The following is a 25,934-nucleotide window of genomic DNA, read 5'->3' on the forward strand; positions in this document are numbered from 1 at the left end:
AAGGCGGTTTTTTTATGCCCGTGCGCGCACGCGCCAGGCCTGCGCCAGGCAGTCCTCCACATACGCCATGAAGGCTCGCACCTTGGGCGTCAGCGCCGAGCGGTCGGCCACGCACAGGTAGATGTCCATGGGCGAGGTCTGTGCATAGGCCTGGTGGGGTTGGGCATATTCGAACAGCGGCACCAGTTGCCCGTTCTCCAGGTAAGGCCGCGCCACGAACTCGGCCAGGCGCACGATCCCACCCCCCATCACCGCCATCTGCGCCAGCACGTCGATGTCATCGCTGATCGACACATCCCCGAACTCGGCATCGAAACGCAGGCCGTCACGCACAAAGCCCCACCGCAGAAAACGGCCGTCCACCGGGTAACGGAACACCAGGCAGCGATGCCCCTTCAAGGCTTCCGGGGTGCCGGGCCGGCCGGCACGCTCCAGGTAGGCAGGCGCTGCGCAACAGATGAACGGGATCTGGGCAACGTGCCGCGCCAGCAGGCCGTCTTCCAGCTGGGGGGTGATGCGCACACTCACGTCAATCGACTCGCGCGCGTGGTCCACACGCCGGTCGCTCGTAAGCAATTCAATTGAAAGCTGCGGATAGCGCAGGTTGAATGCCGGCATCAGGGGCGCCAGCACATAGCGCGCGAAGGCCGAAGAAGAGGATATGCACAACCGGCCCTGGGGTTCGCCGTCATCGGCCGTGACGGCCAGCTGCGCCAGCTCCAGATCACGCTCCACATGCCTGACCTTGTCGTAATAGGCGCGACCATTGGGCGTCAACGCCATGCTGCGGGTGGTGCGGGCCAGCAGGCGCACTTGCAGATGGGCTTCCAGGCGCGCGATGTTCTGGCTCACTGCGGCGGCGCTCAAGCCCAGGGTGCGGGCCCCACCGGCGATGCTGCCAGCCTCGACCACCTTAATGAAACTGCGTATCGAGCCCAACAGGTTCACGGCCAAACTCCAGGATTCGTAAGGTTCTCTTTATAAAGACCTAAGCTGGCGTCGTCTACCTCGTACCCTGGCAGCCTGCTAGTCTGGCGCCTCCCCTACCTTCAGGAGCCTGCATGACCAGCCAGACCCGCCCTCGCCCACGCCTGAAACTCGGCGTACGCGCCACCCCCTACGTATTCGCGTTCTACATGTCGTCGATCATGGCGCTGCTGATGTGCTTCGTGATCACCGCCGCCAACAGCGGCGTCGGCGAGCATTACCTGGCCAATGTGCTCAAGGCCTACCAGCTGGCCATGCCAGTGGCCTTCGCCTGCGTGCTGGTGGTACGGCCGATCGTGCTCAAGCTGGTGGCCTGGACCGTCCACCCGGGCAAGGCCTGAGCCCGCCTCAGGGCTGCGAGGCGATGGCCTTCTCGATGGCAGCCCTGAACGCCGGGTCGTCCGGCTTGGTCAGGCTGGAGAAGCTGGCCACCACCTTGCCCTGGCGATCGACCACATACTTGTAGAAATTCCACCTGGGCGCATTGCTCTGCCTGGCCAGCTCGCGAAACAGCGGCGTGGCGTCGTCGCCGCGCACCTTCTGTGGCTCGGTCATGGTGAAGGTCACGCCGTAGTTGGCATAGCACACCTTGGCGGTCTTCTCGCTGTCGGCGTCTTCCTGCTTGAAGTCGTTGGACGGCACCCCGAGCATTTCCAGGCCCTGCCCGTGATAAGCCTTGTAGGTGCTCTCGAGCCCTTCGAATTGCGGCGCGAAGCCGCAATAGCTGGCGGTGTTGATCACCACCAGCGGCTTGCCGGCGAAGCGCTCGCACAGGTTCACCTGTTCCTTGGCGCGCAGCTTGGGCAACTCGCCCTGCAGCAAGGCCGGGCAGTCGGCGGCCAGCACGGCCCCCGAACCGGCCAGGATCAATAGCGGTACCAACAGCCAGCGTGCGTACATGGTGCGTCTCCCTTGCCTGAGTGCAGGGGTTCAGCTTACGCCTAGCACACGCCCATGCCCAACTGCATCAGCGCCAGACCGCCCTGGTGCCAGCCCCACCACACCAGCGCCAGCACCAGGCCAGCCAGCACCAACGCTACCAGGCGCGCGGTCATGCCGCCTCCGGCCGCGCCTGCAGCCGCGCCACCGGGCGCTCGCGCACCGGCCAGTTGAGCGCAGCAGCCAGCAGGCTGAGCAGGATCGAGATCTGCCACACCAGGTCATAGTTGCCGGTACGGTCGTACACCACACCGCCCAGCCAGCCGCCCAGGAATGCGCCCAACTGATGGAACAGAAAGACGATGCCGCCCAGCATGGACAGGTTGCGCACCCCGAACAGGGTGGCGACGGTGCCGTTGGTCAGCGGCACGGTCGACAGCCACAGCAGGCCCATGGCGATACCGAACAGGTAGGCGCTGAACTGGGTCACCGGCGCCCACAGGAACAGCACGATCACCACCGCCCGCAGCAGGTACAGGGTGGTCAACAGACGCGGCTTGGACATACGCCCGCCCAGCCAGCCGGCGGTGTAGGTGCCGACGATATTGAACAGCCCGACCAGTGCCAGCACCGTGGTGCCGATGGTGGCCGGCAGGTGCTGGTCGACCAGGTAGGCCGGCAGGTGCACGCCGATGAACACCACCTGGAAACCGCACACGAAAAAGCCCAACGCCAGCAACCAGAAGCCCGAGTGCGAACAGGCTTCGCGCAGCGCCTGCATCAGGGTCTGTTCGTGCCCCTGGCTGGGCAGCGGGTTATCGCGCAGCATGCCCACCAGCGGCACGATGAAGGCCACCAGCAGGCCCAGCACCAGCAATGCCGCCGACCAGCCCAGCCAGCCGATCAGGCCCAGGGTGCCCGGCAGCATCGCGAACTGGCCGAAGGAGCCTGCGGCGCTGGCGATGCCCATGGCCATGCTGCGCTTGTCTGCCGGCACGGCACGTCCTACCACACCCAGGATCACCGAGAACGAGGTGCCCGACAGGCCGATGCCGATCAGCAGCCCGGCACTGAGCGACAGTGACCACGCCGAGTCCGCCATGCCCATCATCACCAGCCCCACGGCGTAGAGAATGCCGCCGGTGATCACCACCTTGGCCGCGCCCAGGCGATCGGCCAGGGCACCGGCAAACGGCTGGGCCAGGCCCCAGATCAGGTTCTGCAAGGCGATGGCGAAGGCGAACACTTCGCGCCCCCAGCCGAATTCGGCGCTCATCGGCGCCAGGAACAGGCCGAAGCCATGCCGCACCCCCAGCGACAATGCCAGGATCAGCGCCGCCCCCAACAGCACCCAACCGCTCGTGCGCCATACCGATGTCATTCTTGTTCTCCCAGACCGCCGCAAGGTTACACGGGTATATACCCGCTTATTGGTGTAATACGCTCAAGCCAACTGTTCCAACAGGCGCACCAGTTCATCGCGCTGCCCTTCGCCCAGGTTGCTCACCAGGGCATCCTGGGCCTGCTCCCAGGCAGGCGTGGCGGCCACCAGGCGCGCCAGGCCCTTCTCCGTCAGCAGTACGATGCGGTTGCGCAAGTCGACACCTTCGGCCAACGCCACCAGGCCGTCGGCTTCCAGCACCCGCACGTTGCGACCCAGCGTGCTGCGATCCAGGCCCATGGACTCGGCCAGCACCGAGATGCTGGGCTGATCGAGGCGCTGCAGATGCCGCAGCAGGGAAAACTGGGCGACATTGATGCCGAAGCCCACAAGGGCTTCGTCATAGTGCCGGCTGACCCCACGGGCGGCCCGGCGCAGATGAGTACAGATGCAATGGCTCTTCAACATAGATGCGTGTATATACCCGTAGTTATCAGGATGCAAGCGTTCAGTGGGGTGCGCCATTGAGGGCAAGGCGTTTTCGAATCGGTTCCAACAGGCTGGAGGGCGTGCGCTTGAGCGGGTCCGGCAGGCCCTTTTCGATCGCCTGCCAATAAGCCCACGGCACTTTGGCGCTGCCCAGCTCGTAGTCCATCCCGTCCCAACTGTCTTCGCGAAAGCTGTAGAAGGCCCAGTGCACCTGCTGGCGATCGAGGGTGCCCAGTACATCCTCCAGATAGGCGGTACAGCCCGCCCAGCGGCGCATGCAGCCGAACTCGCCGGCCACCAGGCGATTGGCCGGCACCGCGTGCCTACCGGCCCAGTCCAGCGGGCGCTGCAGATACTGCTGCACCCGGGCCTTGTTCCATTGCGCAACGCTACCGCCAAAGGGCGCGGGCCCAGGGTAGGCATAGGGCGTGGCGCGCTCCAGGTTGGGCGCGCTGGTGGCCGCGTAGGGTTCGTACATGTGAAAGCTGTAGAGCAGGCGCTGGTCGTCGAGCGCGCCAGGCCAGTACTCGAAGGCATCGGCCGCGGCGTACCAGCCGGCATCGAGCATGATCGGGGTAAGTGGATCGACTTCGCGTATCGCCGCCACCAACTGGCGATACAGCGCCGGCAGGTCGCGGGTGCTGCCCTGCTGCTGTCGGTACCAGGCGTGCATCTGCTCGGCGCTGGCGTGCTCGGCCAGGCCGTCGAGTTTCTCGGGCGCCGGTTCGTTGATCAGGTTGTAGGCCGCCACCGCCGGATGGTCCTTGAGCGCCCGCGCCAGGTCACGCCAGAAGTCGGCGGCCTGCGCCCAGTAGGCCTTGTCCTGCCAGAGCCGGTCATCGAACTGGCCGGCGTTGTTCTGTGCCCAGCGCATGCCGGGCAGTGAGAGGGGCGTGATAACGACCTTGAGGCCTGCGGCGTGCGCGCGGTCCAGGGTGGCCTTGAGCGTGGCAAGGTCGGCGGCCGGCAGCCCTTGGTAGGTATCGGCATTACCGAGCAGAAAATCACGCTGCGCCGCTTGCCACTTGTCATAGGACAACCGCACCCAGCTCGCCCCATAGCCGTGCAGCGCCTCGAAATAGGCCTGGTCGGGCGGCAGGCGGTTGAAGCTGTTGCCGCCATGGCGCGGCGTGTTCCAGAAGTCGATCAGGTCGGCGGCGTGGGCCGGCAGGGACGAACAGGCGATAAGGCAGGCCAGCAGTTGGTTGCGCATCGGGGCACCCCGCAAAGACAGAGGGACGTAAGGCTAGCGCTTGCGAAGGCTGACCACGTGCTGCATTCAGTTGCAAAACACTACAGATTCATGACCGCAGCGAAGAGCTCCTGACAGCCCCTTCAGAGTGCCAGGCTTACCACCACCGCCAGCTCCAGCAGCTCCAGCAACGCCCCTGCTGTATCCCCGGTGGTGCCCCCCAGGCGCTTGAGCATCACCTGGCGCAGCAGCGCGGACACCAGCAGCGCCACGCCCACGGCCAGGATACCGTTCCATCCCGCCAGCACCAGGCACCCCAAACCGGTCGCCAGCAACACGGCCTTGGCTTCGCCACGCGGCAGATGCTCGGCCAGCGCCTGTCCCAGGCCGCCTGCGCGCACATACGGCGTGCACAGGAACAACCCCAGCATCGCCGCCCGCCCCAGTACCGGTGCCAGTAGCAGGCCCACCGCCTGCCCGCTGTCGACCAGCGCGAGCAACGCGCAGAACTTGAGCAGCAGCACCAGTACCAGCGTCACCACCGCAATCGGCCCGCTGCGCGGGTCCTTCATGATCGTCAGGGTGCGTTCGCGATCGCCGAACCCGCCCAGCCAGGCATCGGCGCTGTCGGCCAGGCCATCCAGGTGCAACGCACCGCTCAACCACACCCAGATGCACAGCAGCAGGGCGGCCTGCAGCATCGGCGGGCTGCCCGCCAGCAGCGTGCTGGCGGCCCACAACACCCCGCCGAACAACAGCCCCACCAGCGGGTAGCACAGCAGGGAGCGCCCCATCTGCTCGGGCGCGGGCATGCCCGCCAGGCGCACCGGCAGGCTGCTGAGAAACTGCAGGGCAATCCAGAACGCCTGCATCAGGCGATTTCCGCGAAACGACCGTCGGCCGCGCAATGCAGACGGTGCACCGCGCCGTGCCCGACCACCACCTGCAGCAGCTGCTCGCGCGGCAGGCCGCGGGCACGGGCCAGCAGCAGGCGCATCACGCCGCCGTGGGTCACCAGCAGCACGCGCTCGCCGGCGTGGGCCTGATACGCCCGCGCCATGGCCGCCAGCACCCGCTCGGCAAACGCCGTGACCGGCTCGCCACCCGGCGGCGTGAAGGCATAAGGGTCGGCCCAGAACAGCCCCAGGCCCTGTTCGTCGGTAAGCATGAGGTCGGCGGTGCTGCGCCCCTCCCAGTCGCCGAAGTGCAGCTCCTGCAGGCCGGCCTCCAGTTGCATGGGCACGCCCACCTGACCGGCAAGTTCTTCGGCAAATCGCGCGCAGCGTTGCAGCGGCGAGCTGATGATCCGCGTCCACGGCCCGCCCTCGACCACAGCCGCACGCATCTGCGCCCAGCCAAGTTCGGTCAGCGCGTCGTCCAGGCTGCCGCGCAGCCCACCGCCCAGTTCGGTTTCACCATGACGCAGCAGGTCGACGATCATGTATCGCGGTCCGCCACCGCCGCCTCGGCGAAGGTCGCCATCTGCCCGTGCAGGTCGCAGGCCATGCGCAGCAGCGGTACCGCCAGCGCCGCCCCGCTGCCCTCGCCCAGGCGCAGGCCCAGCTCCAGCAGCGGTTGCGCCTGCAACGCTTCGAGCACCCGCTGGTGCCCGGGCTCGGCGCCGCGATGACCGAACAGCAGCCAGGTCCGGCAACCGGGGTTGATGCGCGTTGCAACCAGCGCCGCCACGGTGCAGATAAAACCGTCCACCAGCACCACGATGCCTTGCTGCGCGCACGCCAGGTACGCCCCCACCAGCGCGGCAATCTCGAAGCCGCCAAAGCACAACAGCTGCTCCAATGGGTCGTCGGCCAGCGCCGCGTGGGTGAGCAGCGCGCGTTCGATCACGCGGGTCTTGTGTTCAACACCGGCAGCATTCAGGCCAGTGCCGGGGCCGGTCAGCTCGCCAGGGGTGCATTTGAGCAATGCACTGGCCACCGCACTGGCAGAGGCCGTGTTGCCGATGCCCATTTCGCCGCCGATGAACAGTTGCGCCCCGGCATCACGCGCACGCAAGGCACTCTCGCGCCCGGCCTGCAGCGCCAGGCGCCCCTGCTCGGTGGTCATTGCCGGCACCTGGGCGAAGTTGGCGGTGCCCGCCCCGATGCGCAGATGGCGTACACCGGCAAGTTCCAGGGTCAGGTCGACCGTCCCCAGGTCGACCACCTCCAGCTGCGCACCCAACTGGCGGGCCAGCACGCTGATGGCTGCGCCGCCGCCGACGAAGTTCTGCAGCATCTGCCGCGTGACCACCTGCGGATAGGCCGAAACCCCCTCGGCCACCACGCCGTGATCGCCCGCGAAAATCGCGATCCATACCTGCCGCACGCCAGGCTTGAGCTTGCCCTGCAAGCCCGCCAGCTCCACCGCAACCTGCTCCAGCCGGCCCAGTGAGCCGGCTGGCTTGGTCAGCTCGCGCTGGCGCTCCAGCGCCTGTTCGCGCACAGCCAGATTGATCGGCTGACACGCGTTCTGCCACCAGTTTTGACTCATGTTCAGGCTCCCTTGAGCGTAAGTGGCAGGCCGGCAACAGTCAGCACCACGTGCTGGCAACGTTCGGCAATGGCCTGATGCAGCCAGCCGGCTTCATCGACGTAACGACGGGTCAGCTCGCCCATGGGCACCACGCCCAGGCCGGTCTCGTTGCTGACCAGGATGATTTCACCCGGCAACTGCGCCAGGCAGTCCAACAGTGCATCGCGCTCGGCGGCCAGGCGCTCGGGCTCTTCGAGCATCAGCAGGTTGGTCAGCCACAGGGTCAGGCAGTCCACCAGCAGGCAACGCTCGGGCGCGGCGGTTTCGCGCAGCACCTGCGCCAGCGCCAGCGGCTCCTCGATCAGCGCCCACTCGGCAGGGCGACGCGCACGGTGCAGTTGCACGCGGGCATTCATTTCACCGTCCAGCGGCTCGCTGGTGGCGATATAGGTCACCGCCAGCGCGCTGTCGACGGCGTATTGTTCGGCCAGGCGGCTCTTGCCCGATCGGGCGCCGCCAAGAATCAGCTTGAGCATGTCAGTCCAGCCCGCAGAGTTGACGAAGCCGGGCGCCGTCCAGGTGCGTGTCCACCAGGTCGGCCAGGCGTTCGATGTCCAGTTCACGCAGAGCATGGTAGTCCACCTGCTGCACATCGTTCAGGCCAGCCCAGCGCAGCAGCGCCGTGCACGAATGCGGCGACTCGAACAGGCCGTGCAGGTAGGTGGCCAGGATCTGCCCATCGGCGCTGACCGCGCCATCGCTGCGACCGTCGGCCAACTGTACGGCGGGCTGCGCCAGCGCCGGCCCGCGGGTGACCCCGGCATGGATCTCGTAGCCACTGACGGGCGCCTGCTCCAGGTTCAGCGTGCCGCTGACATTGCGCAGCTGCTTCTCGGCCTCCAGCTGCGTGCTGTAGTCCAGCCAGCCCAGGCCCGCGCTGCTGCCGGCGGCGCCTTCCAGGCCCAGTGGGTCATGCACGTGGGTCCCGAGCATCTGCAGGCCACCACAGATGCCCAGCAGTTTGCCGCCGTAGCGCAGGTGGCGGGCTATCGCCTCCTCCCAGCCGCGCTCGCGCAGGTGCGCCAGGTCGCTGCGCACGCTCTTGGAGCCCGGCAGGATGATCAGGTCGGCTGGCGGTATCGCGTCGCCCGGCCCGATGAACTGCAGATCCACCTGCGGATGCAGGCGCAGCGGGTCGAAGTCGGTATGGTTGCTGATGCGCGGCAGCACCGGCACGATCACCTTGAGCACCTGCGCGGCTTTCTGGCCCTGGCGCCGGTCCAGGCCATCCTCGGCTTCCAGATGCAGGTCCAGCACATACGGCAGCACGCCCAGCACCGGCTTGCCGGTACGCGCCTCGAGCCAGTCCAGGCCGGGCTGCAGCAGGGCGATGTCGCCACGAAAGCGGTTGATCACGAAGCCCTTGACCCGCGCCTGCTCGCTGGGCGACAGCAGCTCCAGTGTGCCGACCAGGTGTGCGAACACCCCGCCGCGGTTGATATCGGCGATCAGGATCACCGGGCAGTCGACCGCCTCGGCAAACCCCATGTTGGCGATGTCCCCGGCCCGCAGGTTGATTTCGGCCGGCGAGCCCGCGCCCTCCACCATCACCACCGGGTAGGCGTCGCTCAGGCGCTGGTGCGAGGCCAGTACCGCCTGCATGGCGATGGCCTTGTAGTCGTGATAGGCCACCGCGTTCATGCTGGTGACCGCGCGGCCATGCACGATCACCTGGGCTCCGGTCTCGCTGTTGGGCTTGAGCAGTACCGGGTTCATGTCGGTGTGCGGCGCCAGCCCGGCGGCCTGGGCCTGCACCGCCTGGGCACGGCCGATTTCGCCGCCGTCGGCCGTCACCGCACTGTTGAGTGCCATGTTCTGCGGCTTGAACGGCACGACACCCACGCCCTGGCGCGCCAGCCAGCGGCACAGCGCGGTCACCAGGGTGCTCTTGCCGGCATCGGAGGTGGTGCCTTGCACCATCAGGGTGGTCATGGGTGTTCCTTGCGGTAGTCGTCCAGCGCCTGGACCAGGCGCTGCCAATCGGTGTCGGTGGCCGGCAGGCCGAAACGCAGGCTGCCCAGGTGCTCGAACAGGCGCAGCAGGATGCCGCGCCGCGCCATGAACTGGTGCAACTGCGCGGTGTGGGCAAGCTCCAGGTACTGGAACAGGTCGCAGCCGCCGGCCGGCGTGAAACCGGCAGCATCGAGTACCTGCGCCAGGCGTGTGCTGGCCTCGGCACAGCGGGTGATCTGGCGCTGCTGGGCGCCATGGTCGAGCAGGCAGGCCTGGCCCAGCACCCGCGTGGGCCCGGCGATCGACCAGGGCCCCAGTTGTTCGGCCAGCAGCTGCAGCAGTTGACGTTCGGCCAGCACGAAGCCCAGGCGTACACCGGCCAGGCCGAAGAACTTGCCGAACGAGCGCAGCACGATCAGCCCGTTGCGCCAGGTTTCGGCGGCGATGCTGTGTTGCGGGGTGTTGTCCATGAACGCTTCATCCACCACCAGCCAGCCACCGCGCTGGGCCAGGCGGGCGTGCCAGCCCAGCAGGCGCTCGGCGCTCAACAGACGCCCGGTGGGGTTGTTGGGGTTGACCACCACCAGCACATCGAGGCTGTCGAGAAAGAACTCCACCTCGGCCTCGCCGACTTCACGCACGCGGTGCCCGGCGCGCCGCCAGCCCTCGGCATGTTCGGCGTAGCACGGCGACAGCACACCGACCTTGCCACTGCGACGCAAGCGCGGCAGGGCCTGGATGGCGGCCTGGGACCCGGCCACCGGCAGCAGTTGCGGCACGCCGTAGTACTCGCGGGCCGCCTGCTCCAGGCCATCGTCGGTTTCGGGCAGGCGTGCCCAGGCGCGCAACGGGATCTCGGGGATCGCGAAGGGCCACGGCGCGATGCCGCTGGACAGGTCGACCCAGTCCTGCACTGCGATGCCGTACTCCAGCACCGCCCGTTGCAAACGACCACCGTGTTCAAGCATAGAATTGCGCCCCCACGCACAACAGCAGCAACCACAACCACACGCCCTTGCACACCAGTTGCCAGCCACGCTCGATGGCGTCGGCATCGGCCGGCGGGCCTTCGCCCAGTTGCGGGCGCTGATGCAGCTCGCCGTGGTACACCGCCGCGCCGCCCAGCTCGACACCCAGCGCACCGGCGCCAGCTGCCATCACCGGGCCGGCGTTGGGGCTGTCCCACAACGGCGCCTGGCGACGCCAGCAGCTCAGTGCCAGGCGCGTCCTGCCCAGCACCGCGTAGGTCAGGGCCACCAGCCGCGCCGGAATATAGTTGAGCAAATCGTCGATGCGCGCTGCGGCCCAGCCAAAGCGCTCGAAGCGCTCGTTGCGATAGCCCCACATGGCATCCAGGGTATTGCTCAAGCGATACAGCACCACACCTGGCGCCCCCGCCACCACGAACCAGAACAGGGCGGCGAACACTGCATCGCTACCGTTCTCCAGCACCGATTCGGTGGCGGCACGCGCCACGGCGGTGTCATCCAGTTCGCCGGTTTCACGGCTGACCAGGTAGCCCACGCGGCGGCGCGCTTCGTCCAGGTCGCCGCCACGCAGCGCCTCGGCCACGGGCCGTACATGTTCGCCAAGGCTGCGCAGGCCCAGCGCGCAGTACAGCGCCAGTATCTCCACCAGCCAGCCGATGTAGGGCAGCCACGACAGCACAGTGACCAGCAGGGTCAGGGGCACCACCGCCAGAAACCACGCGGTGACGCCATGGCTGCGCCAGCCACGACCGCCGGCATTGAAGCGTTGTTCCAGGCGTCCGGCATAACGGCCGAACGCGACCAGCGGGTGCGCACGCCGGGGCTCGCCCAGCAAGGCATCCAGCGCCACCCCGGCCACACTCAGCAAGGCCACACTCATCAACGCTCTCCCCAATGGTTTTCGTAGAGCATCTCGCTCAATGGCCGCTCGCGGGCCCAGCCTTCGAGCACCAGCATGGGCGCCTCGTAGAACGCCTCGACCGGGCCCAGGCACAGTACCGCCAGCGGTTTGGCACCGGCCGGCATGCCCAGCAGGTCGGCCAGTGCCTGCGGTTCGAACAGCGACACCCAGCCCATGCCCAGGCCCTCGGCACGGGCCGCCAGCCACAGGTTCTGGATGGCGCACGACAGCGAGGCCAGGTCCATTTCCGGCAAGGTGCGACGGCCGAAGATGTGCGCCTCGCGCCCGTCCATCAGCGCCGCCACCAGCACCTCGGCGCAATCGTTGATGCCCTCGACCTTGAGCCGCATGAAATCGTCAGAACGCTGCCCCAGTGCCTCGGCGGTGCGCACCCGCTCCTGCTCCACCAGCGCCTGGATCTGCTGGCGCAGCTCGCGACGGGTGATGCGGATGAAACGCCAGGGCTGCATCAGACCCACGCTCGGGGCCTGGTGCGCCGCCTGCAGCAGGCGTGCCAGCAGCTCGGGGGCCACCTCGCCGCCGCTGAAATGGCGCATGTCGCGGCGCTCGCCGATGGCGCGGTAGACCGCCGCGCGCTCGGCGTCGTTGAAGGCCTGGTCGCTCATGGTGCCAGCAGCGCCGCCAGCGCAGACGGGTTGGACGGGAAGTAGAAATGCACATACGAGGCCGTCAGCCGGCCGCAACGGTACACCGCCTCGGCGCCGCGCCCGCCGTTGGGGCTTTGCCCGCGGGCGATGGGTTCGAGCGCGGTGCTGGTCAGCGAATGGTGATAGGTATGCCCGCGCAGGGTGCCCTCGGGTAGCTCTACCGCTTGCAGGGCCAGGGCCGCCAGGCGCTTCTGCATCACCGCCTCGCCCGGCAGCAGGCCGGCCAGTTCGGCCCGTTCGCCGGCCACATCGGTCAGTGCATCGAGCAGGTAGAGCATGCCGCCGCATTCGGCCAGCAAGGGCTTGCCGGCCTGGTGATGGGCCCGGATCGCCGCCAGCATCGGCGTGTTGGCGGCCAGCGCATGGTGGTGCAGCTCAGGGTAGCCGCCGGGCAGGTACAGGCTGTCGCAGTCTGGCAGCAGGCGGTCGTGGATCGGCGAGAAGAAGCTCAGCTGTGCGCCCATCTCGCGCAACAGGTCCAGGCTGGCGCCATAGGTGAATGCGAAGGCTTCGTCGCGCGCCACGCCGATCCGCACGCCGGCCAGCAGTGGCTCGATGCTGCGCGGCTGCGGCGCATCGAAGGCCACCGCCGGCGGCAGGGCCGACTCGCAGCTGTCGCCCAGGGCGTTGGCGGCGGCGTCCAGGCGCAGGTCCAGGTCGGTCAGTTCACTGGCCTGCACCAGGCCCAGGTGGCGGCTGGGCAGTTCGATGCCGGTTTCCCGCGACAGCCCGCCGTACCAGCGCAGGCCTTCGGTCAGGCTGCCTTCGAGTAGTTGCGCGTGACGCAGCGAGCCCACCCGGTTGGCCAGCACGCCGGCAAACGGCAGGTCGGGCTGGTAGCGCGCCAGGCCCAGGGCCAGCGCGCCGAAGGTCTGGGCCATGGCCGTGCCGTCGATCACCGCCAGCACCGGCACGCCGAAATGCCGCGCCAGGTCGGCGCTGGACGGCGTACCGTCGAACAGCCCCATCACCCCTTCGATCAGGATCAGGTCGGCGTCGGCGGCGGCTTCCCACAGCAGGCGCCGGCTTTCCTCGGCGCCGACCATCCACAGGTCCAGCTGGTACACCGGTGCGCCACTGGCGCGCTCCAGAATCATCGGGTCGAGAAAGTCCGGGCCACACTTGAACACCCGGACCTTGCGCCCCTGGTTGCGGTGCAGGCGCGCCAGTGCGGCCGTCACCGTGGTCTTGCCCTGGCCAGATGCAGGTGCCGCGATCAGCACCGCCGGGCAATGACGGGTTTGCCTCATAGTTCCACGCCCTTCTGGGCACGGATGCCGGCCTGGAAGGCATGCTTGACCATGCCCATCTCGGTCACGGTGTCGGCCAGCTCGATCATCTCGGGCTTGGCGCCGCGGCCGGTGACGATCACATGCTGCATCGGTGGGCGTGCCTGCAGGTCGCCGAGCACCTGGTCGAGGTCGAGGTAGCCGTGCTTGAGGGCGATGTTGAGCTCATCGAGCACTACAAAACCGATGGCCGGGTCCTGCAGCAACTGGCGCGAAACCGCCCAGGCAGCCTCGGCGGCGGCGATGTCGCGCTGGCGGTCCTGGGTTTCCCAGGTAAAGCCCTCGCCCATCACGTGGTAGCGCACCTGTTCGGGGAAGCGGCGGAAGAACAGCTCCTCGCCGGTGCTGTTGCGGCCCTTGATGAACTGCACCACGCCGCATTGCATGCCGTGGCCCAGGGCCCGCGCCAGCATGCCGAAGGCCGAGCTGCTCTTGCCCTTGCCGTTGCCGCTGAGTACCAGCAGCAGGCCGCATTCATTGGGCGAGTTGGCAATGCGTTCGTCGATTACCGCTTTTTTGCGCAGCATGCGCGCCAGATGGCGTTCGTCGCGATCGGTGGTGTCGGTCATCGGAGGCTCCGTGGGCAACTGGCGCGCACAGGGACCGGGGGGATCGAGTCGGCGCGACAGCAGGTTGGCGATGGCACACGGAAAACGCGCAGGCCCTGCCACTGGCCGGGAGAACCGCGCATCACCCTCCGTGATGCCGTTGATCTGTGACAGGCCGGTCTCCGGGCTCATGGGCGGGTCTGATCGACCCGGATCGCGCGCCTTCCCGGGCTGTTGCACCCAGTGGCCCTGCGCGATCCCGACTCATTTACCGTTGCGGGGGCAGCGCCGGAATCGCACGTTGCACGTGCCCACCGGCTTCCCTGTTTCACCCTGCCGGCACCTTGGCCGCAGAGCACCTGAAACAAGTCGCGAAGGTTAGAGGGTTGGGCCATGAGCGTCAATCAAAGGCGCTGCGAAGCGGTCTGGATCAATGGCATTTATGTCATCTTGTGTCACACTCACTGCAGTGATATCACATAGCCATTATCCGCACCTCTCCGATCCACAATAACAATGGAGCACGGCATGCAAGGTCTGATCATCAACAACCCGCGTCTGGAGTTCCTGCGCCCCGCCCTGGAACGTTGGGCCGAGTGCCTGGAGCGCTACAACCAGACCCTGGGCGACAGCGACGCCCCCTACTGGCAAGGCGTGCAAAGCAACCTTGGCGTGCTGAGCGCGGCGGCCTGGCAGGCGGAGCTGGTGACCTTGCAGGGTGCGCAGACCAAGAAGCAGCGCGACGAAGGCGAGCGTGCGGCGCACTGCGACCTGGTGATCGCCAGCAAGGAAGAGACCGCCTACCTGCAAGCCACCCAGCGCTGGCCACGGGTCGGCAAGCTCGACCTCACCGATGCCCTGCAGGAGAGCGTCGCCCAGGCTCGCCTGGTGGGCTATGCCAGCCAGCTCAAGGTCGCCGCACTGTTCGTCAGCCCGTACAAGGCCGGGCAACACGCCAGCCCCGAAGAGCTTCAGGACCTGGTCGACGACCTGCAAAAGCACAATGCATGCGCCATCGCCTGGGTGTTCCCCTATGGCTACCGCAAGCTGCACGACGACGTGGGCCGCTACCACCCCGGCATCGCGCTGCTGCTCAAGCAGGCCTGAGCCCCTGTCGAGGGAACCTCGCCGACGTGCCCGCCTCTACCTTACTGGACACGGCCAACTTCGCGAGGGACACCGATCATGGGCAACATGCGCATTGCTGTACTGCTGGCACTCACCACCGGGCTGGTGGCCTGCGGCGAGAACGCCCGCCTGGACGTCACCGATGGCACCGGCCCGTCGCCGCGCCTGCCCGAACCGAACAAGACCCTGATCCCCACGGTAAACATCGCGCCGGCCATCGGCTGGCCAGAGGGCGGCAAACCCAAGGCTGCGGCAGGCACCCAGGTGTTGGCCTTCGCCGACAAGCTCGACCACCCGCGCTGGCTGTACGTGCTGCCCAACGGCGACGTGCTGGTGGCCGAGACCAACGCGCCGCCCAAGCCCGATGACGGCAAGGGCATCAAGGGCTGGGTGATGGGCAAGGTGATGGGCCGCGCCGGCGCCGGAGTGCCCAGCCCCAACCGCATCACCCTGCTGCGTGACAGCGACAAGGACGGCGTGGCCGACACCCGCACCACCTTCATCGAGGGGCTGAACTCGCCGTTCGGCATGGCCCTGGTGGGCAACGACTTCTATGTGGCCGACACCGATCGTCTGCTGCGCTTCACCTACGAGCCAGGCGCCACCCGCCTGCAGGGCAGCGGCACCAAGGTGGTCGACCTGCCGGGCGGCACGCTCAACCACCACTGGACCAAGAACGTGATCGCCAGCCCCGACGGCAAGAAGCTGTACGTGACCGTGGGCTCCAACAGCAACGTGGCCGAAAACGGCATGGAGCAGGAGAAAGGCCGCGCCGCGATCTGGGAGGTCGACCCGGCCACCGGCAGCCAGCGCCTGTTCGCCACCGGCCTGCGCAACCCCAACGGCCTGGCCTGGGAACCCCATAGCCAGCAGCTGTGGACGGCGGTGAACGAACGTGACGAGATCGGCAGCGACCTGGTGCCGGACTACATCACGTCGGTGAAGGACGGCGCCTTCTATGGCTGGCCCTACAGCTATTACGGGCAGCATGTGGATGAACGCGTACAGCCGCAGGATGCAAAGCTGGTGGCCAGCGCGATTGCGCCGGACTATGCGGTGGGGCCGCACACCGCCTCGCTGGGGCTGGCGTTTACCGTGCCGAACGCCTTGCCGGCGCCGTTCGACCAGGGCGCGTTCATCGGCCAGCACGGCTCATGGAACCGCAAGCCGCACAGCGGCTACAAGGTGATCTTCGTGCCGTTCAGCACGGCGGGCAAACCGTCGGGCAAGCCCATTGATCTGCTGACCGGGTTTCTCGACGAGGACGGCAAGGCCATGGGGCGCCCGGTCGGCGTGGTGAACGATCAGCGTGGCGGGGTGCTGGTGGCCGACGACGTGGGCAATGTGATCTGGCGGGTGAGCAAGGCGCAGTAGCACTGCGCTGACGTGTTCGCCGGCAAGGTCGGCTCCTGCTGGAGCCGGCTTTGCAGGCCACGCTGTCAGGGATTGCGCGCCAGGTGCGCCGGCTGCAGCACGCGCTTGGCGTTGAGGTAGGTCTTCTGCCAGTAGCTGTTGGACAGGTAGTCCAGGCGCACCGTACCGCCCGTTGACGGTGCATGCACGAAACGCCCCTCGCCCACGTAGATACCGGCATGGCTCACCTGGGTACCGCCATTGGTGGCGAAGAACACCAGGTCGCCCGACTGCAACGCACCCTTGTCGATGTCCGGGGCACGAATGCCGATCATCTCGCGGGTTGAGCGCGGCAGGGCGATACCCGCCGCGTCCCGGTACACGTAGCCAATCAGCCCGCTGCAATCGAACCCCGAGTCCGGGGTATTGCCGCCCCAGCGGTAAGGCGTGCCCACCAGGCCCAGGGCCCGGAACAGCACATCCTCGGCCACTGGCGAGAAATACACCTGGGGCGCCATCACCTTCGGCTCGACCACCTGAGGTGTCTGCGGGGCATGGCTGGAGCAGGCACCCAGCAGGGCCGCCAGGGAAAGTACAGCAACGCGCGCGAGTATCGACATAGTCAGAACATCCTGTCTGAAGCCGCCCGACCCCAAGTCGGAAATAGGTGAGAATTTAGATTAGACGTTTTCTGTAAACACGCACGGCGGCGAGCTTTTCAGCTACGCCGCCGTGCGGGACATCACGCGCAGACTCAGTTACGCGACAGGGTAGTCGGTGCCATGGCCAGCGCGCGCTTGGCTTCGATGAAGGTCTTGCTCCAGTAGCGGTCACCGAGATTGTCGATGCGCACGCCACCGCTGCGGCGGCTGCTGGAGTGGATGAACTGATCGTCGCCCAGATAGATGCCGGCGTGGCTGACGCGGCCGCGACCATTGGTGCTGAAGAACAGCAGGTCGCCTGGCTTGAGCTTGTTGCGCGCAACCAGCGGGGCTTTCACGTTGATCATTTCGCGGGTGGAACGCGGCAGGTTCATGCCGGCCTCTTCGCGGAACAGGTAGCCGATGAAGCCGCTGCAGTCGAAGCCGGACTTCTCCGAGGTGCCGCCGAAACGGTAGCGGGTACCGATCAGGGACATGCCACGTTCGAGAATGTTGTCGGCCAGGGCTGGCAGTTCGTAGGGCTTGGTGCTGGAGGAGAACGCTTCCAGGTCCTGCTCGGTGGCCAGCTCTTCTTCGAACACCGACGCAGCGGTGGAAGGCTTGGCGGCAGCCTGGGCAGCAACTGGAGCGGGAGCCTGCTGGTGGGTGACGGGACCGGTGGTCGCGCAGCCGAACAGCAAGGTCACAAGTGCGAGGGGCACGAGGGGTGCGAAGCGATTTAGCATGGGCACGACCGTGGCTTGAATTTGATGAAGCCGAGACTATGCCTTCTATCGGATCGATTTGCAAATTCAATCGAAAAAAATGTGACTTTTATGTGCCGAGGCTCTGGGCCGGCCCTACCAGCCCAATGTCTCTTTCAAAAACGGGATGGTCAGCTTGCGCTGCGCCTGCAGTGAAGCCTGGTCGAGGCGTTCGAGCAGGTCGAACAGTGCGCTCATGCTGCGCGTGCCTCGGGTCAGGATGAAATGCCCGACTTCGTCGGTGAGGTGCAGGCCCCGGCGCGAGGCGCGCAATTGCAGGGCACGCAGCTTGTCTTCATCCGACAGGGCGCGCATCTGGAAGATCAGCGCCAGGGTCAGGCGCGACTTCAGGTCGGCCAGCTTGATCGGCAATTCCCGGGGGGAGCTGGACGCTGCCAGCAGCAAGCGGCGGCCGCTGTCGCGCAGGCGATTGAACAGGTGGAACATGGCCTCTTCCCAGTCCGGCTTGCCGGCAATCACATGCAGGTCGTCCAGGCACACCAGTTCGTACTGTTCCAGGTTGTCGAGCAGTTCCACGCCGCGATCGAGCAGTTGCGCCAGAGGCAGGTACACCGCAGGCTCGCCCAGTTGCTCGAAGCGCAGGCACGCGGCCTGCAGCAGGTGGGTACGCCCTACGCCCTGCTTGCCCCACAGGTAGATCAGGCTTTCGGTCCAGCCGGCGTCGGCTTCGCAGAGTCGCTCGACGTAGCCCAATGCGGCGGCGTTGGCACCCGGATAGTAGTTGATGAAGGTGGCGTCATCACGCAGACGCACACCCAGGGGCAACTGGATCGGTTTCATGCTGGCTGGGCAGTCCCGAGGAACCGCAAGGGGCCTTTGGTGAAAAGTCCGCAAAGTCTATACCCGTGACGCCAACCGCACAATGCGTTAGCAAAATCAAAGGCTTGCGCGGCATATGGGGCAGGCATGGGTCAATCCTCCAGCAGTTCCTCTGCACTCAGGCGAAACAGCTCCACGGTGTTGATGCTCGCCCCTTCGAGCGAGCCTTCCTTATCCAGTACCTGGTTGGCCGCGTTCATCTCCGAACTGCGCCCGGCAACGCGCTGGAAGGTGCTGCGCGGTAGTGCGGCGCTCCAGCCATTCTCGAAGGTGTTGTAGGCCAGGGTCAGCGCCGCGGTGAAGTAGTGCTGATTGGCGACCGGGATCCGCACCGCATTGTCGTCCTGGTCATAGGCCGTGAAATGACTGGGCAGCGCCTTGAGCCCCAGACGCTTGAGCACCACCCAGGAAAACGCCGAGGGTACGAACATCGTGAGCTTCTCGGCCGCGTGCCGCGAGTAGCCCTGCTGCTGCAGGGCCGCTGCCACCTCATCCTCGTCGAGGTCATCGGCCAGCAGCGGCAATGCATCCATCACGCCTGCCAATGCACAGGCGTGGTCGGTTTCATGCTCCATCACTCAGGGTGTCCTTCAAAGGTCCGGGTCGATTTCACCAGCATACATGTCCGACTCTTTATAGAGGTCGTGCATGTGCCGCAGCAACACCATGATCACCGCCGCCACCGGCAGCGCCAGCAGCACCCCGGTGAACCCGAACAGCTCGCCGCCGGCCAGGATCGCGAAGATCACCGCCACCGGGTGCAGACCGATGCGGTCGCCCACCAGCAACGGGGTGAGCACCATGCCTTCAAGGGCCTGGCCGACCATGAACACCGCGACGATGCCCAGCATCGGGTACAGGTCGCCGCCGAACTGGAACATGCCGGCGATCAATGCCGCGCCGATGCCGATGATGAAACCCATGTACGGCACGATGGCCGCAAGCCCGGCCATGATACCGATCAGCAGGCCCAGTTCGAGGCCCACCAGCATCAACCCGGCGGCGTAGATCACCCCCAGCGCCAGCATCACCAGCAACTGCCCGCGCACGAACGCACCGAGCACCTCGTGGCATTCCAGGGCCAGCGACACCACCTGCTCTTCGCGCTGGCGCGGCAACAGGCGGCGCAGCTTGGCCATCATCAGGTCCCAGTCGCGCAGCAGGTAGAAGCCCACCACCGGGATCAGCACCATGTTGGCCAGCCAGCCGATCAGCGCCAGCCCTGACGCGGTAGCCTGGCTGAGCACGATGCCGACGATGTCGGTGGTCTGGCCCATGTGCTCGCTGATCGCCGACTTGATCTTGTCGAACTTCCAGAAGCCATCGGCCAGCCCCAGGCGCGTCTGCACCCACGGCAGCGCCACGTGCTGCAACCAGTCGAGCATCTGTGGTGCCAGCTCGTACAGGCGCACCAACTGCTTGGCCAGCATCGGGATCAGCACCAGCAGCATCGCCATGAACACCAGGGTGAACAGGGCGAACACCACCACCACGCCCCAGGTGCGTGACAGCCCGGCGCGCTCCAGCCGGTCGACCAGCGGGTCGGCCAGGTACGCCAGGCCGATACCTATAAGGAAGGGCGAGAGGATCCCGTGCAAGAAGTACAGCAGCGTGCCGATTACCAGCACCCCCAACACCCATACCCAACGGCGTGTATCCATCATTCAGTCACGCTCCCTGCCAACGAAACCGCAAACCGGTGAACGGTGCGGGCGCAGCCACCTGGGCCTCGCCTGGTGCTGCGGGTGCGACCGGCGCTGGGGCGGCGGCCTCTGCCGGCACCTCCTGCAGCCTGGCCAGGCTCAGTTGCGCACGCACCTGTTCGGGGGTGCCGCTGACGGTGTAGGTCAGGGTATCGCCGTCCACATAGGTCAGGCGCCCGCCCAGCGGCTCAAGGGTCTGCAAAAGCTGCGCATAGCGCTCCAGGGTCATGCCCTGCACCTGTATCTGGTTTTCGCCACCGGTGCCCGGCCGCGCGACAAAGCGCGGCGCCAGGCGCGTGCTGACGGCCAGCATCACCGCATCGGCCAGGGCGGCCTGATCGGCGCCTTCGACCTTGCCCTGCTCGCGCTGGTCGCCCAGCCACAGGCGCCAGGTACCCTGCCATTTGCCCTCGCCCTCGGTGGCATGCACCGCCAGCAACGCATCGGCCGCGTAGCGTTCGGAGGCCTCGCGCAGGGGCGCGGGGTCGGTGCCTTCGAGGTTCTTGGCAGTGGCCACCAGTTGCTCGTTCAGGTCGCCCATGGGCAGGCGCAGCGGCAAGCCACGGTGTTGCGCGGCGCGGCGCAGCGGTTCGGCGCTGCTCTGGCCATCGCCCACCAGGCTCGAACCGCCCACGCTGTCGTTCAACCACCAGCCGAGGATGGCCGGCCGGTTGCTGCCCCACAGGGCCAGCCCGGCCTGGCGCAGCGCCCGGTCGGTGCTGCCGGGGTCGAAATCCACCAGCACGGTTTCCGGCGGGCCGGCCTCGAAACCGAACTGGCTGATGATTTGCTGCGGGTCCTTGCGTAGCCCTGCCAGGCCCGCACTCTGCGGCGCCTTGGGGTCGCCCGTGAGGCGCACCACCAGGGTACTCAGGGCGTTCTGGGTGGCCTGGGCGCGGGCTTCGGTGCCCTCGCCGCTGACCGGCTCGCGCACCTGATAAAGGCCAGTGAGGGTTTCGGCCTGAACGCTCAGGCCAAACAGGGCAAGGCAGCCAACGGCCAGGTATGAACACAAACGCATGGAGGATTCCTGTCCAGGTAAATAGAAAGCGCGGTCAGTGAAAAGTGAAGCTCTGACCACCCCCGCGGGTAAAACATTCAGCCCTGCGGTCAAATTTCATTACCTATACCTTATACAGCCCATGGCGCGGCAACCAGCGGCCGTACCGAATCAATGTTTTTATGTCGAATGAGGCCCTGCCCGTCGGCCTGAGGATGGCCGCTACCGGGTAACCCTGATAAAATCGCGCGCCTTCGCAGACCGGCGACGCTCAGGCAGCAGGAAAACCCTCGCAATGCCTGGCAGGTGCCGGTCGATTCCCCCGAATCCCTCCCCCTAAAGGCCTGGATCATGAGCAAGCAACCCTCCCTGAGCTACAAGGACGCCGGTGTAGACATCGACGCCGGTGAAGCATTGGTCGAACGCATCAAAGGCGTCGCCAAGCGCACGGCGCGCCCGGAAGTCATGGGCGGCCTGGGGGGCTTCGGCGCCCTCTGCGAAATTCCGGCCGGCTACAAGCAGCCGGTGCTGGTTTCGGGCACCGACGGCGTGGGCACCAAGCTGCGCCTGGCACTGAACCTGAACAAGCACGACACCATCGGCCAGGACCTGGTCGCCATGTGCGTCAACGACCTGGTGGTGTGCGGCGCCGAGCCGCTGTTCTTCCTCGACTACTACGCCACCGGCAAGCTCAACGTCGACACCGCGGCTGACGTGGTCACCGGCATCGGCGCCGGCTGCGAACTGGCAGGCTGCTCGCTGGTAGGCGGCGAAACCGCTGAAATGCCGGGCATGTACGAAGGCGAAGACTACGACCTGGCCGGCTTCTGCGTCGGCGTGGTGGAAAAGGCCGAGATCATCGACGGCTCCAAGGTGGCTGCCGGTGACGCCCTGATCGCCCTGCCATCGTCGGGCCCGCACTCCAACGGTTACTCGCTGATCCGCAAGATCATCGAAGTGGCCGGCGCCGACATCCAGAACGTCCAGCTCGACGGCAAGCCGCTGACCGAACTGCTGATGGCCCCGACCCGCATCTACGTCAAACCGCTGCTCAAGCTGATCAAGGACACCGGCGCGGTCAAGGCCATGGCCCACATCACCGGTGGCGGCCTGCTCGACAACATCCCGCGCGTGCTGCCAAAAGGCGCCCAGGCCGTGGTCGACGTGGCCAGCTGGCAGCGCCCGGCGGTATTCGACTGGCTGCAGCAGCAGGGCAACGTCGACGAGACCGAAATGCACCGCGTACTCAACTGCGGCGTGGGCATGGTGATCTGCGTGGGTCAGGATCAGGTCGACAACGCCCTGAACGTGCTGCGCGAAGCCGGCGAGCAGCCTTGGGTGATCGGCCAGATCGCCACCGCTGCCGAAGGCGCCGCCCAGGTCGAGCTGAAGAACCTCAAGGCGCACTGATGCCGAGCACGTCTTGTGATGTAGTGGTGCTGCTGTCCGGCACCGGCAGCAACCTGCAGGCCCTGATCGACAGTACCCGCACCGGCGACAGCCCGGTGCGGATCCGCGCGGTGATCTCCAACCGCGCCGATGCCTACGGCCTGCAGCGCGCCCGCGATGCGGGCATCGACACCGCCGTGCTCGACCACAAGGCCTTCGACGGCCGCGAGGCCTTCGACGCGGCGCTGGTCGAGCTGATCGACGGCTTTGCCCCGCAGCTGGTGGTGCTGGCCGGCTTCATGCGTATCCTCAGTGCCGGTTTCGTGCGCCATTACCACGGCCGCCTGCTCAATATCCACCCTTCCCTGCTGCCCAAGTACAAGGGCCTGCATACCCACCAGCGGGCGCTGGAAGCCGGGGATGCCGAGCATGGCTGCAGTGTGCACTTCGTCACCGAGGAACTCGATGGCGGGCCACTGGTCGTACAGGCTGTGATACCGGTAGTCTCGGATGACACGCCGGCGCAACTGGCCCAGAGGGTTCACAGCCAGGAACACCTGATTTATCCGCTGGCGGTGCGCTGGTTCGCCGAAGGCCGTTTGCGCCTTGGCGAGCACGGTGCTCTACTGGATGGCCAGCCCTTGGCGGCCAGCGGCCACTTGATTCGACCCTAGGAGATTTTATGCGTCGTGCCCTGCTCTTCGCACTTGCCGTGCTTGCACTGCCGCTTCAGGCAGCCGATCTGAAGCCTTTTTCGGCCAGCTACACCGCCGACTGGAAGCAACTGCCCATGAGCGGCACCGCCGAGCGCAGCCTGGCCAAGAACGCCAACGGGACCTGGAGCCTCAACTTCAAGGCCTCGATGATGATTGCCAGCCTGACCGAGCAAAGTACCCTGCGCCTGGACAAGGACACCCTGCTGCCGCAGACCTACCACTTCGAACGTGGCGGCCTGGGCAAGGCCAAGAAGGTCGACCTGGACTTCGACTGGTCGAGCAAGAAGATCACCGGCTCCGACCGTGGCGACGCGGTCAACCTGCCGCTCAACCGCGGCGTGCTGGACAAGTCGTCCTACCAGCTGGCCCTGCAGCATGACGTGGCAGCCGGCAAGAAGAGCATGACCTACCAGGTGGTGGATGGCGACGAGATCGACACCTACGACTTCCGCGTGCTGGGTACCGAAAAGGTCAGCACCAAGACCGGCCAGGTCGATGCGATCAAGGTCGAGCGCGTGCGCGACCCGAGCCAGAGCAAGCGCGTCACCGAGCTGTGGTTCGCCAAGGACTGGGACTACCTGCTGGTGCAACTGCGCCAGGTCGAGACCGACGGCAAGGAGTACGTGATCGTGCTGCAGGACGGCACGGTCGACGGCAAGTCGGTCAAGGGCAGCTGACAGGCCGCTAGCGTGCATTACCCGAAACCCCGCCTTGTGCGGGGTTTTGTTTTTGTGGCGTGGCCCTCCCTGCAGACACCAGCCTTGCTGGCGAAGGAGTCGCCTCGACCGTGCGGCATGAAAGATGTTTCATGCGCCAAGCATTTACTTAGGCTGCTAACAAATTCTATAAAAGAGACCTGCGACACGGTGCCGCAGTTAACTGGATTTGGAGTTAGCAGATGACTGTCAAAGTAACTGAGCGCGATGAATCGAAACTGTCCCACGAAGGCCTGGCCGCAGGCGTGCGTATCTGGGATGTGCATCAGCAGGACCAGCTGGTCGGCATGTTCCACAACGAACAGGAAGCCCACAGCTACCGGATCGAACTGGAGTACCTCGAAGCCAAGCGCCAACCCCAGTAATTCCCCGTCTTCAGAAACAGCAAACCCCGCCGAGGCGGGGTTTGTCGTGTCTAGCCCAGCAGGCTTACCACATCAGGTCATCCGGGATGACGTAGGCGGCGTACGGGTCGTCCGCATCCGGCGCTTCGACCTGGGTGTTGAGCAGCACGATGCGCTGCGGGTCGCGCTCCTGGATCTTCAGCGCGGCCTCGCGCGGGATCACCTCGTAGCCACCGCCATGCTGCACGATCGCCAGCGAGCCGCTGCTCAGCTTGCTGCGCATCAGCGCGTTGACCGACAGGCGCTTGACCTTCTTGTCGTCGACGAAGTTGTAGTAGTCCTCGGTGGTCAGCTTGGGCAGGCGCGACACCTCGATCAACTGCTTGACCTGGGCGGCACGGGCCTTCTGCTCGGCCTTTTCCTGCTGCTGACGGTTGAGCTCCTGGTCACGCTTGGCCTTCTCGGCCATGGCTTCCTTGGCCAGGCGCTGCTGGGTGTCGTCGACTTCGACCTGGCCTTTGTGCTCCAGGCGTTTCTGTTTCTTCTGTTCTTTGCTGACCTGCTTGACCTGCTTCTGGTTGACCAGGCCGGCTTTGAGCAGTTGGTCACGAAGGGAAAGGCTCATCGGTGTTCACTCACTTATGCAACAGCTCAGCCGCAGCTGGGCAGGTTCTTTTCCTGACGTTTGGCTTCGCCCCAGAGCGCGTCCAAGTCTTCGAGGGTGCAATCTTCAATCGGACGCCCCATGTCGCGCAATGCCTGTTCGATAAAACGGAAACGTCGTTCGAACTTGCGATTGGCGCCACGCAGGGCGTTTTCCGGGTCCAGCTTGAGGTGACGGGCCAGGTTGACGGTGGCGAACAGCAAATCGCCCACCTCGTCGGCCAGCGCCGCCGGGTCGTTGTCGGCCATGGCCTGGAGTACTTCGTCGAGCTCCTCGCGCACCTTGTCCAGCACCGGCAACGGATCGTCCCAGTCGAATCCGACCTGGGCCGCACGCTTTTGCAGTTTGGCCGCACGCGACAGGGCCGGCAAGGCCGCCGGCACGTCGTCGAGCAGCGACAGTTGTTCGGGCTCGCCCTTTTCGGCGCGCTCCTGGGCCTTGATCTCTTCCCAGCGCTGCTTGACCTGTTCTTCATCGAGCCGTGGCAGGTCCAGCGGCGCATGGAGCTCGCCGGTGGGGAATACGTGCGGGTGGCGACGGATCAGCTTGCGGGTGATGCTGTCGATCACCCCGGCGAATTCGAAACGGCCCTCTTCACGGGCCAGCTGGGCGTAATACACCACCTGGAACAGCAGGTCGCCCAGTTCGCCCTGCAAGTGTTCGAAGTCGCTGCGCTCGATGGCGTCGGCCACCTCGTAGGCTTCTTCGAGGGTGTGCGGGATGATCGTGGCGTAGGTCTGCCTGAGGTCCCACGGGCAGCCGTACTGCGGGTCGCGCAGGCGGGCCATGAGGTGGAGCAGGTCGTCTAGGGTGTACATCGTGTGCTCTCTGTTCGGCAGGTCTGGCCTCATCGCGGGTCAAGCCC

General features: G+C 66.3%; 30 protein-coding genes and 1 riboswitch. Of the genes, 7 read left to right on the plus strand and 23 right to left on the minus strand.

Annotated features, from left to right (window positions below):
* Positions 1-12: 12 nt before the first annotated feature.
* A complete protein-coding gene (locus N0B28_RS19640) occupies positions 13-948 on the minus strand; it encodes a LysR family transcriptional regulator (protein ID WP_054914683.1) in 936 nt (311 codons plus the stop codon).
* Between the two features lie 113 nt (positions 949-1,061).
* On the opposite strand from N0B28_RS19640, the gene N0B28_RS19645 reads away from it, so the two are divergent.
* Positions 1,062-1,328: a DUF2798 domain-containing protein gene (locus tag N0B28_RS19645; protein WP_043862527.1), complete on the plus strand. Its 267-nt coding sequence runs from the start codon at positions 1,062-1,064 to the stop codon at positions 1,326-1,328.
* Between the two features lie 7 nt (positions 1,329-1,335).
* Here the strand turns inward: N0B28_RS19645 and N0B28_RS19650 are convergent, their stop codons facing one another.
* From N0B28_RS19650 to cobO, 14 genes are all read right to left on the minus strand, one after another.
* Positions 1,336-1,887: a glutathione peroxidase gene (locus N0B28_RS19650; RefSeq protein WP_043862528.1), complete on the minus strand. Its 552-nt coding sequence runs from the start codon at positions 1,885-1,887 to the stop codon at positions 1,336-1,338.
* 151 nt (positions 1,888-2,038) lie between these two features.
* Positions 2,039-3,247 carry an MFS transporter gene (locus N0B28_RS19655; RefSeq protein ID WP_275728212.1) on the minus strand — a complete coding sequence of 403 codons (1,209 nt, stop codon included), beginning with the start codon at positions 3,245-3,247 and terminating at the stop codon, positions 2,039-2,041.
* A 63-nt stretch (positions 3,248-3,310) separates the two neighbouring features.
* Positions 3,311-3,715 carry a MarR family winged helix-turn-helix transcriptional regulator gene (locus N0B28_RS19660; protein ID WP_043862530.1) on the minus strand — a complete coding sequence of 135 codons (405 nt, stop codon included), beginning with the start codon at positions 3,713-3,715 and terminating at the stop codon, positions 3,311-3,313.
* A 40-nt stretch (positions 3,716-3,755) separates the two neighbouring features.
* On the minus strand, positions 3,756-4,949 hold the full coding sequence (locus tag N0B28_RS19665) for a cellulase family glycosylhydrolase (RefSeq protein WP_058541013.1): 1,194 nt from the start codon (positions 4,947-4,949) through the stop codon (positions 3,756-3,758).
* A 122-nt stretch (positions 4,950-5,071) separates the two neighbouring features.
* Positions 5,072-5,800 (minus strand): adenosylcobinamide-GDP ribazoletransferase, encoded by a 729-nt coding sequence (locus tag N0B28_RS19670; protein WP_058541012.1) that lies wholly within the window; start codon positions 5,798-5,800, stop codon positions 5,072-5,074.
* On the minus strand, positions 5,800-6,369 hold the full coding sequence (gene cobC, locus N0B28_RS19675; protein ID WP_058541011.1) for an alpha-ribazole phosphatase family protein: 570 nt from the start codon (positions 6,367-6,369) through the stop codon (positions 5,800-5,802). The genes N0B28_RS19670 and cobC overlap by 1 nt, the downstream gene beginning before the upstream one ends.
* Positions 6,366-7,421 (minus strand): nicotinate-nucleotide--dimethylbenzimidazole phosphoribosyltransferase, encoded by a 1,056-nt coding sequence (gene cobT / locus N0B28_RS19680; protein WP_058541010.1) that lies wholly within the window; start codon positions 7,419-7,421, stop codon positions 6,366-6,368. The genes cobC and cobT overlap by 4 nt, the downstream gene beginning before the upstream one ends.
* 2 nt (positions 7,422-7,423) lie before the next feature.
* Positions 7,424-7,939 carry a bifunctional adenosylcobinamide kinase/adenosylcobinamide-phosphate guanylyltransferase gene (gene cobU / locus N0B28_RS19685; protein WP_058541009.1) on the minus strand — a complete coding sequence of 172 codons (516 nt, stop codon included), beginning with the start codon at positions 7,937-7,939 and terminating at the stop codon, positions 7,424-7,426.
* Position 7,940: 1 nt separating this feature from the next.
* Positions 7,941-9,395, minus strand: a complete 1,455-nt coding sequence (locus N0B28_RS19690; RefSeq protein WP_058541008.1) for a cobyric acid synthase — start codon at positions 9,393-9,395, stop codon at positions 7,941-7,943.
* Positions 9,392-10,384 (minus strand): threonine-phosphate decarboxylase CobD, encoded by a 993-nt coding sequence (gene cobD, locus N0B28_RS19695; protein WP_058541007.1) that lies wholly within the window; start codon positions 10,382-10,384, stop codon positions 9,392-9,394. Before cobD ends, N0B28_RS19690 begins: the two co-directional genes overlap by 4 nt.
* Positions 10,377-11,285: an adenosylcobinamide-phosphate synthase CbiB gene (cbiB, locus tag N0B28_RS19700; protein WP_043862538.1), complete on the minus strand. Its 909-nt coding sequence runs from the start codon at positions 11,283-11,285 to the stop codon at positions 10,377-10,379. The genes cobD and cbiB overlap by 8 nt, the downstream gene beginning before the upstream one ends.
* The gene (gene bluB, locus N0B28_RS19705) at positions 11,285-11,932 is read right to left on the minus strand and encodes a 5,6-dimethylbenzimidazole synthase (RefSeq protein ID WP_043862539.1); all 648 of its coding nucleotides are present in this window, start codon (positions 11,930-11,932) and stop codon (positions 11,285-11,287) included. Before bluB ends, cbiB begins: the two co-directional genes overlap by 1 nt.
* On the minus strand, positions 11,929-13,224 hold the full coding sequence (locus tag N0B28_RS19710; protein ID WP_043862540.1) for a cobyrinate a,c-diamide synthase: 1,296 nt from the start codon (positions 13,222-13,224) through the stop codon (positions 11,929-11,931). The genes bluB and N0B28_RS19710 overlap by 4 nt, the downstream gene beginning before the upstream one ends.
* Positions 13,221-13,832: a cob(I)yrinic acid a,c-diamide adenosyltransferase gene (cobO, locus tag N0B28_RS19715; protein WP_054914693.1), complete on the minus strand. Its 612-nt coding sequence runs from the start codon at positions 13,830-13,832 to the stop codon at positions 13,221-13,223. Before cobO ends, N0B28_RS19710 begins: the two co-directional genes overlap by 4 nt.
* A gap of 134 nt (positions 13,833-13,966) precedes the next feature.
* A riboswitch (cobalamin riboswitch) is annotated at positions 13,967-14,189 on the minus strand.
* A 150-nt stretch (positions 14,190-14,339) separates the two neighbouring features.
* On the opposite strand from cobO, the gene N0B28_RS19720 reads away from it, so the two are divergent.
* Positions 14,340-14,918 carry a hypothetical protein gene (locus N0B28_RS19720; RefSeq protein ID WP_058541005.1) on the plus strand — a complete coding sequence of 193 codons (579 nt, stop codon included), beginning with the start codon at positions 14,340-14,342 and terminating at the stop codon, positions 14,916-14,918.
* Between the two features lie 78 nt (positions 14,919-14,996).
* Positions 14,997-16,313, plus strand: coding sequence for a sorbosone dehydrogenase family protein (locus N0B28_RS19725; protein ID WP_275728226.1), 1,317 nt, complete (start codon positions 14,997-14,999; stop codon positions 16,311-16,313).
* A 65-nt stretch (positions 16,314-16,378) separates the two neighbouring features.
* On the opposite strand, the gene N0B28_RS19730 is transcribed toward N0B28_RS19725, so the two are convergent.
* The 6 genes from N0B28_RS19730 to N0B28_RS19755 form a co-directional block, all read right to left on the minus strand.
* Complete coding sequence (locus N0B28_RS19730) at positions 16,379-16,912, minus strand: C40 family peptidase (RefSeq protein WP_275728229.1); 534 nt, start codon at positions 16,910-16,912, stop codon at positions 16,379-16,381.
* 134 nt (positions 16,913-17,046) lie between these two features.
* Positions 17,047-17,679, minus strand: coding sequence for an NlpC/P60 family protein (locus tag N0B28_RS19735; RefSeq protein ID WP_043862545.1), 633 nt, complete (start codon positions 17,677-17,679; stop codon positions 17,047-17,049).
* 114 nt (positions 17,680-17,793) lie between these two features.
* Positions 17,794-18,498 (minus strand): DnaA regulatory inactivator Hda, encoded by a 705-nt coding sequence (gene hda, locus N0B28_RS19740; RefSeq protein WP_043862546.1) that lies wholly within the window; start codon positions 18,496-18,498, stop codon positions 17,794-17,796.
* A gap of 131 nt (positions 18,499-18,629) precedes the next feature.
* Positions 18,630-19,112: a hypothetical protein gene (locus N0B28_RS19745; protein WP_043862547.1), complete on the minus strand. Its 483-nt coding sequence runs from the start codon at positions 19,110-19,112 to the stop codon at positions 18,630-18,632.
* A gap of 15 nt (positions 19,113-19,127) precedes the next feature.
* Positions 19,128-20,201, minus strand: a complete 1,074-nt coding sequence (locus N0B28_RS19750; RefSeq protein ID WP_043862548.1) for an AI-2E family transporter — start codon at positions 20,199-20,201, stop codon at positions 19,128-19,130.
* A 4-nt stretch (positions 20,202-20,205) separates the two neighbouring features.
* Complete coding sequence (locus N0B28_RS19755; protein ID WP_275728236.1) at positions 20,206-21,261, minus strand: DUF2066 domain-containing protein; 1,056 nt, start codon at positions 21,259-21,261, stop codon at positions 20,206-20,208.
* Positions 21,262-21,591: 330 nt separating this feature from the next.
* Here N0B28_RS19755 and purM point away from each other — a divergent pair, with 330 nt between their 5' ends.
* The 4 genes from purM to N0B28_RS19775 all read left to right on the plus strand — a co-directional run bounded on the left by purM (position 21,592) and on the right by N0B28_RS19775 (position 24,426).
* Positions 21,592-22,650, plus strand: a complete 1,059-nt coding sequence (purM, locus tag N0B28_RS19760; protein WP_043862550.1) for a phosphoribosylformylglycinamidine cyclo-ligase — start codon at positions 21,592-21,594, stop codon at positions 22,648-22,650.
* Positions 22,650-23,303, plus strand: a complete 654-nt coding sequence (gene purN / locus N0B28_RS19765; RefSeq protein ID WP_054914698.1) for a phosphoribosylglycinamide formyltransferase — start codon at positions 22,650-22,652, stop codon at positions 23,301-23,303. Before purM ends, purN begins: the two co-directional genes overlap by 1 nt.
* Positions 23,304-23,311: 8 nt before the next feature.
* A complete protein-coding gene (locus N0B28_RS19770; protein WP_043862552.1) occupies positions 23,312-24,022 on the plus strand; it encodes a DUF3108 domain-containing protein in 711 nt (236 codons plus the stop codon).
* 221 nt (positions 24,023-24,243) lie between these two features.
* The gene (locus N0B28_RS19775; RefSeq protein ID WP_043862553.1) at positions 24,244-24,426 is read left to right on the plus strand and encodes a hypothetical protein; all 183 of its coding nucleotides are present in this window, start codon (positions 24,244-24,246) and stop codon (positions 24,424-24,426) included.
* 64 nt (positions 24,427-24,490) lie between these two features.
* Here the strand turns inward: N0B28_RS19775 and N0B28_RS19780 are convergent, their stop codons facing one another.
* Entirely contained in the window at positions 24,491-25,030 is a 540-nt protein-coding gene (locus tag N0B28_RS19780; RefSeq protein WP_043862554.1) for a DUF2058 domain-containing protein, read from the minus strand.
* Between the two features lie 26 nt (positions 25,031-25,056).
* Entirely contained in the window at positions 25,057-25,887 is an 831-nt protein-coding gene (gene mazG / locus N0B28_RS19785; RefSeq protein ID WP_043862555.1) for a nucleoside triphosphate pyrophosphohydrolase, read from the minus strand.
* Between the last annotated feature and the right edge of the window lie 47 nt (positions 25,888-25,934).

The sequence above is a fragment of the Pseudomonas sp. SD17-1 genome (assembly GCF_029201585.1).
GTDB classification, from domain to species: domain Bacteria; phylum Pseudomonadota; class Gammaproteobacteria; order Pseudomonadales; family Pseudomonadaceae; genus Aquipseudomonas; species Aquipseudomonas palmensis.